6 protein-coding genes and 1 tRNA gene are annotated in these 6,192 nt (G+C 70.7%); 5 read left to right on the top strand and 2 right to left on the bottom strand.

Annotation, left to right across the window (positions count from 1 at the left end; translation table 11 throughout):
* The 3 genes from NBW84_RS16295 to NBW84_RS16285 form a co-directional block, all read left to right on the top strand.
* A partial coding sequence (locus tag NBW84_RS16295; protein ID WP_250285596.1) for a TerD family protein occupies nucleotides 1-830 on the top strand: 830 nt, incomplete at its 5' end.
* 189 nt (nucleotides 831-1,019) lie between these two features.
* Complete coding sequence (locus NBW84_RS16290; protein WP_250285595.1) at nucleotides 1,020-1,268, top strand: FitA-like ribbon-helix-helix domain-containing protein; 249 nt, start codon at nucleotides 1,020-1,022, stop codon at nucleotides 1,266-1,268.
* Complete coding sequence (locus tag NBW84_RS16285; protein WP_250285594.1) at nucleotides 1,265-1,693, top strand: type II toxin-antitoxin system VapC family toxin; 429 nt, start codon at nucleotides 1,265-1,267, stop codon at nucleotides 1,691-1,693. The genes NBW84_RS16290 and NBW84_RS16285 overlap by 4 nt, the downstream gene beginning before the upstream one ends.
* A gap of 147 nt (nucleotides 1,694-1,840) precedes the next feature.
* Here the strand turns inward: NBW84_RS16285 and NBW84_RS16280 are convergent.
* Nucleotides 1,841-1,914 (bottom strand) — tRNA-Gly (locus NBW84_RS16280).
* A gap of 231 nt (nucleotides 1,915-2,145) precedes the next feature.
* Here NBW84_RS16280 and NBW84_RS16275 point away from each other — a divergent pair.
* Together NBW84_RS16275 and dcd are read left to right on the top strand one after the other, a co-directional pair.
* Nucleotides 2,146-2,928 (top strand): TNT domain-containing protein, encoded by a 783-nt coding sequence (locus NBW84_RS16275; RefSeq protein WP_250285593.1) that lies wholly within the window; start codon nucleotides 2,146-2,148, stop codon nucleotides 2,926-2,928.
* A gap of 80 nt (nucleotides 2,929-3,008) precedes the next feature.
* The gene (gene dcd / locus NBW84_RS16270; RefSeq protein WP_250285592.1) at nucleotides 3,009-3,635 is read left to right on the top strand and encodes a dCTP deaminase; all 627 of its coding nucleotides are present in this window, start codon (nucleotides 3,009-3,011) and stop codon (nucleotides 3,633-3,635) included.
* Nucleotides 3,636-3,716: 81 nt separating this feature from the next.
* On the opposite strand, the gene NBW84_RS16265 is transcribed toward dcd, so the two are convergent.
* Nucleotides 3,717-6,071 carry a glycosyl hydrolase family 65 protein gene (locus tag NBW84_RS16265; RefSeq protein WP_250285591.1) on the bottom strand — a complete coding sequence of 785 codons (2,355 nt, stop codon included), beginning with the start codon at nucleotides 6,069-6,071 and terminating at the stop codon, nucleotides 3,717-3,719.
* Nucleotides 6,072-6,192 lie beyond the last annotated feature (121 nt).

Below are 6,192 nucleotides of genomic sequence, written 5' to 3'. Positions count from 1 at the left end.
GCATACTTGTGCTCGGTGGAGCACACGCCGAGGCTGCCCAGCTCAGGGAGCGCATCACAGCCTTCCGCGGGATCCCCGCGGTGAACGTCACCGCGAGCCTTGCCCTCGTCGTCTGTCTGGACGGTGGCGAGCAGAACCGTCGCATGCCCCGTATCCGGCACCTCGACATCCCTGTCGTGACCGCCGAGGCATTCCTGCGTGACATCGCGGGCCAGCGCCATCCCGGACCGGCAGCAGGCGGGACCGGGCCCGATGCGACAGTTGCCGCCGGCGCACCCCAGCCACCCGCCGGCCAGGTGCTCACCGGACGGGTCCTGCCCCGCGGCGGCGTCCAGGATCTGCCGACGGCCGCTGCCGGCACACGATGGGCCATCGCTGCCACCTGGTCCTGGGAGGTCCGCGATGTCGACCTTGTCGCGTTCCTCGTCGGTGACGACGATCTGGTTGGGACCGATGACGACTTCGTGTTCTACAACCAGCCGCAGGCTGCCGACGAGGCTGTCGTGCTCCGGGTCGACGGCCCCGCGGAACAGGCCATCACGGTGGATCTCGCCGCCATCCCGGATGACACACGAAAGATCATCATCGCGGCGGCTCTCGACGGATCCCGGACGTTCGGTGAGATCGGGCCGATCGAAGTCGGCGCTCAGACACCGGACGCGGCAACGTGGCTGCGTGCCACCCTCGACGCCGCCACCACCGAACGGACCCTGATACTCGCCGAGATCTACCGGCGGGCGGACGCCTGGCGCTTCCGGGTCGTCGGCCAGGGTTACAACCACGGACTCGCCGACCTGGCCCGCGCCCACGGCATCGAGGTCGAGGACTGAAAGTGGCACGCGAATGGCACGGCGTTGCGAGCTTCTGTCCTGTAAAGCGGCTCGGATCCGTCCACCAACCTCCAGGCTTGTCCGCAACGTCAGCCGGGTCTGGCGCGCACTCCGCTCACGTGCGGCTTGCAATGCATGCAGTGCTAGCATTGGATCGTCGGAAGGAGTGACTGGAAGGGGTGGTAGGTCATGGCGACGTTGACGATCAGGGATCTGGACGACGAGGTGAAGGCGCGGCTGCGGGTCCGCGCGGCGCACAACGGCCGGTCCATGGAGGCGGAGGCCCGGGCGATCCTCCGGGCCGCCCTGACCGGGCCGGCCCCGCGACGCGGGCTGGGCAGCCAGATCCACCAGTACTTCGCGGACCTCGACGAGGACGTGGAGCTCGCCCTGCCGCCACGCACGGAGCCACCGAGGGCGGCGGACTTCTCCTCATGATCGCACTGGACACGAACGTCGTCTCGGAGCTGATGCGCGCCCGGGCCGACCCAGGGGTCATCGCCTGGGTCGACAGCCAGCCCGCCGACGAGATCTACCTGACCGCGGTGGCCCTGGCCGAGCTGCGCTACGGCATCGCCCGGCTACCCGAGGGGCGGCGCCGCACCGACCTGGCCGACCGGCTGCGACGTGCCGTCGAGGCGGGTTTCACCGGCCGTGTCCTGCCCTTCGACGACGACGCGGCGGCCCACTACGCGGACATCGTCGTGGGCCGCGAGCGGCAGGGCCTGTCCATCGTCATGGCCGACGCCCAGATCGCGGCCATCTGCCGCTCACGCTCCGCCGGCCTCGCCACCCGCAACACCAAGGACTTCGTCCACACCGGCATCGACCTCACAGACCCCTGGCAGACAACAGCCGACTGACAGCCAGATGATCCCAGGGCACGCCAACCCCCCGCAGGCACGACTCGCCCAACCACCGAAAATCGTAGGGGGTTCGGGGGATTCGATCCCCCGGCAGATATTGCGAAACGACCTGGTCGGGGCTCCCCCGACAGACCTGACCCAGAGTGGAGCGGGCGACGGGAATCGAACCCGCGTTGCAAGCTTGGGAAGCTCGTGTTCTGCCTCTGAACTACGCCCGCGTGCTGCCTTCAGCATCCTACAGGCTCGCGTGGGCGAGGTGCGGCGGGACCCGGCCGGCGTGGGCCAGGCACGGCCTGGGCAGGCCGGCGCCGGTCGGCGGGCACGTGTCGCTACAGGACGGACGACACACGGTATATCCGCCCGGAGGGCGCGATCCACGTCCGTGAGCAGATCTTTTACTACTCTCCCGAATCGATGTGCTACTCAGAGCACGCGTCCGGGAGGAATACGTGCAGTTTCGCAAGAGCATGATCTCGCTGACGGCTGGAGCCCTGCTCCTTGCCGGTACCGCCTTCGTCGACGCCACATCCGCCTCGGCCGCGCCCGCCTCCGCGACCGACGGCGCCACGATCACTGTCGGTGCGACGACCGGTGGCTCGACGGCCGGCGATCCGACGGGTGGGCACCGGTCGCTGGACGAGTGTTCGGAGGCCGACTTCCGTGGCGACTCGCGGCTGGGCCCCCAGAAACTGCCGGTCGTCGGTGAGGTGGGCCGGCAGCTGTCCCACTACCAGCGCACCGGCGGGGAGCCGGTCCAGCAGTTCCTGGACACCTGGTGGGACCCGTCCGCCCGGTCCGGCCAGGGCGGCTGGCAGTACCCGCCGAAGGACGGATACCTGATCAACCCGGACGGTACCCCGCAGCGGACGGTGACATCGCTGGCCCCGGGGCTGGAGTTCGACCGCTTCGGTGGCACCAGCGGCAACTTCGCCTCCCCGGAGGGGACGAAATACGCCGCCCGGGCCATCCCGCCGTCCAACCTGGACTCCACGACGGACCCGGGCAGCTGCAACTACCACGACTACCGGGTGCTGCGGACGTTCTCCGTCTACAGCGGCGCCATCCGGCCGTGGTTCGACCAGCCCGGCTACGGACAGCAGTACCAGGTGGTCAGCGCCCTCATCCCGGGCGCGCCGGTCGTCGACCCGGTCACCGACGCGCTGCCCATCCAGTGGCTGCTCGACAACCAGCTCATCTGCTCGACGACCGACGCTGCCTACCTCTGTCCGTGACGGGACGACAGGGCGAAGAATGGGGGGATGCCCCCGTCCGACGACCGCGACAGGGCCGACGGCCGGTAGCGTGCTCGGACGTGCTGCTGTCTGACCGGGATATCCGAGCCGAGATCGCCGCGGGACGCGTCCGCCTGGAACCGTACGATCCGGTTCTCGTCCAGCCCAGCAGTATCGACCTGCGGCTCGACCGGTGGTTCCGGGTGTTCCAGAACCACCGGTACAGCCACATCGACCCCGCCATCGAGCAGGAGGACCTGACCGAGCTCATCGCGCCGGACGTCGACGAGCCGTTCGTCCTGCATCCCGGGGAGTTCGTCCTCGGCTCGACCCTCGAGATCATCAGCCTGCCGGACGATCTCGCCGGCCGGCTGGAGGGCAAGTCCAGCCTCGGCCGCCTGGGCCTGCTCACGCACTCGACCGCGGGGTTCATCGACCCGGGCTTCTCCGGCCATGTCACCCTTGAGCTGTCGAACGTGGCCACCCTGCCCATCAAGATCTGGCCGGGTATGAAGATCGGCCAGCTGTGCCTGTTCCGGCTGTCCTCGCCGGCGACACACCCGTACGGCTCGGCCGTCTACGGCTCGCGCTACCAGGACCAGCGCGGCCCCACGCCGTCCCGCGCCTACCGCGACTTCACCCGCGCCGCCGTCTCCTCGGACGACCACAACCGCGACCGTAACCACAATCACGACCACACCGGGTGACATCCGCGCGGGCGCGGCGGATGCGCAGCAGTCGCACGGGCATGGTGGCACCGGCGCGTCCGCGCGGGCACGGCGGTCGCCTCACGGGTTCGGGCGGAAGCGCACCGGCTCCCGTCCGGACGGCTGGCCGGGAGCCGGCCGGGTGGGCGACGGCGGCACCGGACGGCTCACCGGCTCCTTCGTCGTCACCCACACCTGCTCGCCGTGGTGGACGATGGCGGCCGGGTCGCCGCGCAGCAGCACGTAGGACGCGGTGGCGTCGGTGACCTCGACCCGTAGCCGCCGGCCCCGCCGGGACAGCGTGAACGCCAGCCTGCTGATCCCCTCCGGCAGCCGGGGGGCGAACGACAGCGTCTCCCCGGTGTCGCGCAGCCCGCCGAACCCCTCGACCAGCGCGATCCAGCTCCCGGCGAGCGAGGCGATGTGCAGGCCGTCCACGGCCCGGTTCGACAGGTCGCGCAGGTCTGTCAGCGCGGCCTCGCGCAGGTAGTCGTGGGCGAGCCCGAGGTGGCCGACCTCGGCGGCCATCACCGCCTGGTAGCACGCCGACAACGACGAGTCGCGGACGGTCAGGGCCTCGTAGTAGGCGAAGTTGCGGGCCTTCTGCTCCTCGGTGAACGCGTCCCCCCGGCGCACCATCGCCAGCACCAGATCGGCCTGTTTGACGACCTGCTTGCGGTACAGGTCGAAGTACGGGAAGTGCAGCAGCATCGGGTACTGGTCGGGGCGGGTGCGCTCGAAGTCCCACACCTGGTGGCGGGTGAACCCCTCGGACTGCGGATGCACGCCCAGCTTCTCGTCGAACGGGATGTACATGTCCTCGGCGGCGTCCCGCCAGGACGCGGTCTCCTCCGCGTCCACGCCGAGCTCGCGTGCCCTGTCCGGATGCCGCCGGACGGCGTTCGCCGCCTCGACGAGGTTCTGCTGCGCCATCAGGTTCGTGTAGACGTTGTTGTCCGCGACCACGCTGTACTCGTCCGGGCCGGTCACGCCGTCGATGTTGAAGTCGCCGTCGAGGTCGTGGTGGCCGAGGGAGCGCCACAGCCGGGCGGTGTCGACGAGCAGTTCCAGGCCGACGTCGCGCTCGAAGGCGTCGTCCCCGGTCGCGCGGACGTAGCGGACGACCGCGTCCGCGATGTCGGCGTTGATGTGGAACGCCGCCGTGCCCGCCGGCCAGTACCCCGAGCACTCCTCGCCGTGGATCGTCCGCCAGGGGAACGCCGCGCCGGAGAAGCCGAGCGTACGGGCCCTCTCCCGGGCCAGCGGCAGGGTGGCCTGCCGCCAGCGCAGGGCGTCCGCCGCCGCGTGCGGGGCGGTGTAGGTGAGCATCGGCAGGACGTAGCTCTCGGTGTCCCAGAAGGCGTGCCCGTCGTAGCCGGTACCGGTCAGCCCCTTGGCCGGGATCGACCGGCGCTCGGCCCGGGCGCCGGCCTGCAGCACGTGGAACAGGGCGAACCGGACGGCCTGCTGCACCTCGGCGTCGCCGTCGACCTCGACGTCGGCCCGCGCCCAGAAGTCGTCGAGGTAGGCCTGCTGCTCGGCGAGCAGGCCCGCCCAGCCGGTCTGGCGGGCCGCGGTCAGCGCGGCGGCGGCCTGGTCCCGCAGCGCCGGCAGGGAACGCTGCTCCGACCAGCCGTAGGCGATGAACTTGACCATCCGCAGCGTGCTGCCGACGTCCAGCACGGCCGTCACGGTGATCCGGCAGGAGTCCTCGTCGCTCTCGGCGGTGACCCCCAGCCCGGGCAGCGGGTCGATCACATGGTCCATCGCGGCGGCGACCCGCAGGCCGCTGCGCCGGGTGCGGTGCACCAGCTCCGCGTATGTGCCGTGGCTGCCGTTCCACTCCCCCTGCAACGGCGCCTCCAGCGCGGCGGCCGCCCGCGGGTCCACGCTCTGCGGCGGCATCTGCTCGTTGGCGACCAGCTCGGACTGGATCACCAGCCGCGCCGGGGCGTCCAGCGGCTCGACCTCGTAGCAGATCGCCGCCATGGCCCGCTGGACGAAGGACACCAGGCGCACCGTCGACACCTTGATCGCCTGCCCGGCCGGTGACACCCACTCGGCCGTGCGCCGCAGCACGCCCGCGCGGAAGTCCAGCACCCGTTCGTGCGCCCGCAGCTCCCCGTAGCGGACGTCGAAGGGCTCATCGTCCACCAGCAGGCGGATGAGCTTGCCGTTGGTGACGTTGATGACCGTCTGGCCGGACTCCGGATACCCGTAGCCGGCTTCGGCGTACGGCAGCGGACGCAGCTCGTGCACCGAGTTCAGATAGGTGCCGGGCAGGGCGTGCGGCTCCCCCTCGTCCAGGTTCGCCCGCAGGCCGACATGCCCGTTGGACAGCGCGAACAGCGACTCCGAGCGGGCCAGCAGCGCCGGGTCGAGGCCGCACTCACGCAGGTGCCACGGCTCGACCGGGAACGACACGTTACCGATCACAACACGTTACCGATCACGACATGCTCCCGGTCATGAAGGGCCGCCGGTCGTGAAGGGCCGCCGGTCATGACAGGCTCCCGTCACCCGCTGCCGCGCGGCCGGCGCGACCGTGTTTGCCCGG

This window comes from Protofrankia sp. CiP1_Cm_nod2 (genome assembly GCF_920664355.1).
GTDB lineage: Bacteria > Actinomycetota > Actinomycetes > Frankiales > Frankiaceae > Protofrankia.
The sequence above is the reverse complement of the archived record's forward strand: the minus strand, read 5'-3'. Positions and strand labels throughout refer to the sequence as shown.

Excerpts from the sequence above, each read along its gene's own strand:
- NBW84_RS16290 (WP_250285595.1), top strand. The coding sequence starts at position 1,020 with ATGGCGACGTTGACGATCAGGGATCTGGACGACGAGGTGAAGGCGCGG.
- NBW84_RS16285 (WP_250285594.1), top strand. The coding sequence starts at position 1,265 with ATGATCGCACTGGACACGAACGTCGTCTCGGAGCTGATGCGCGCCCGG.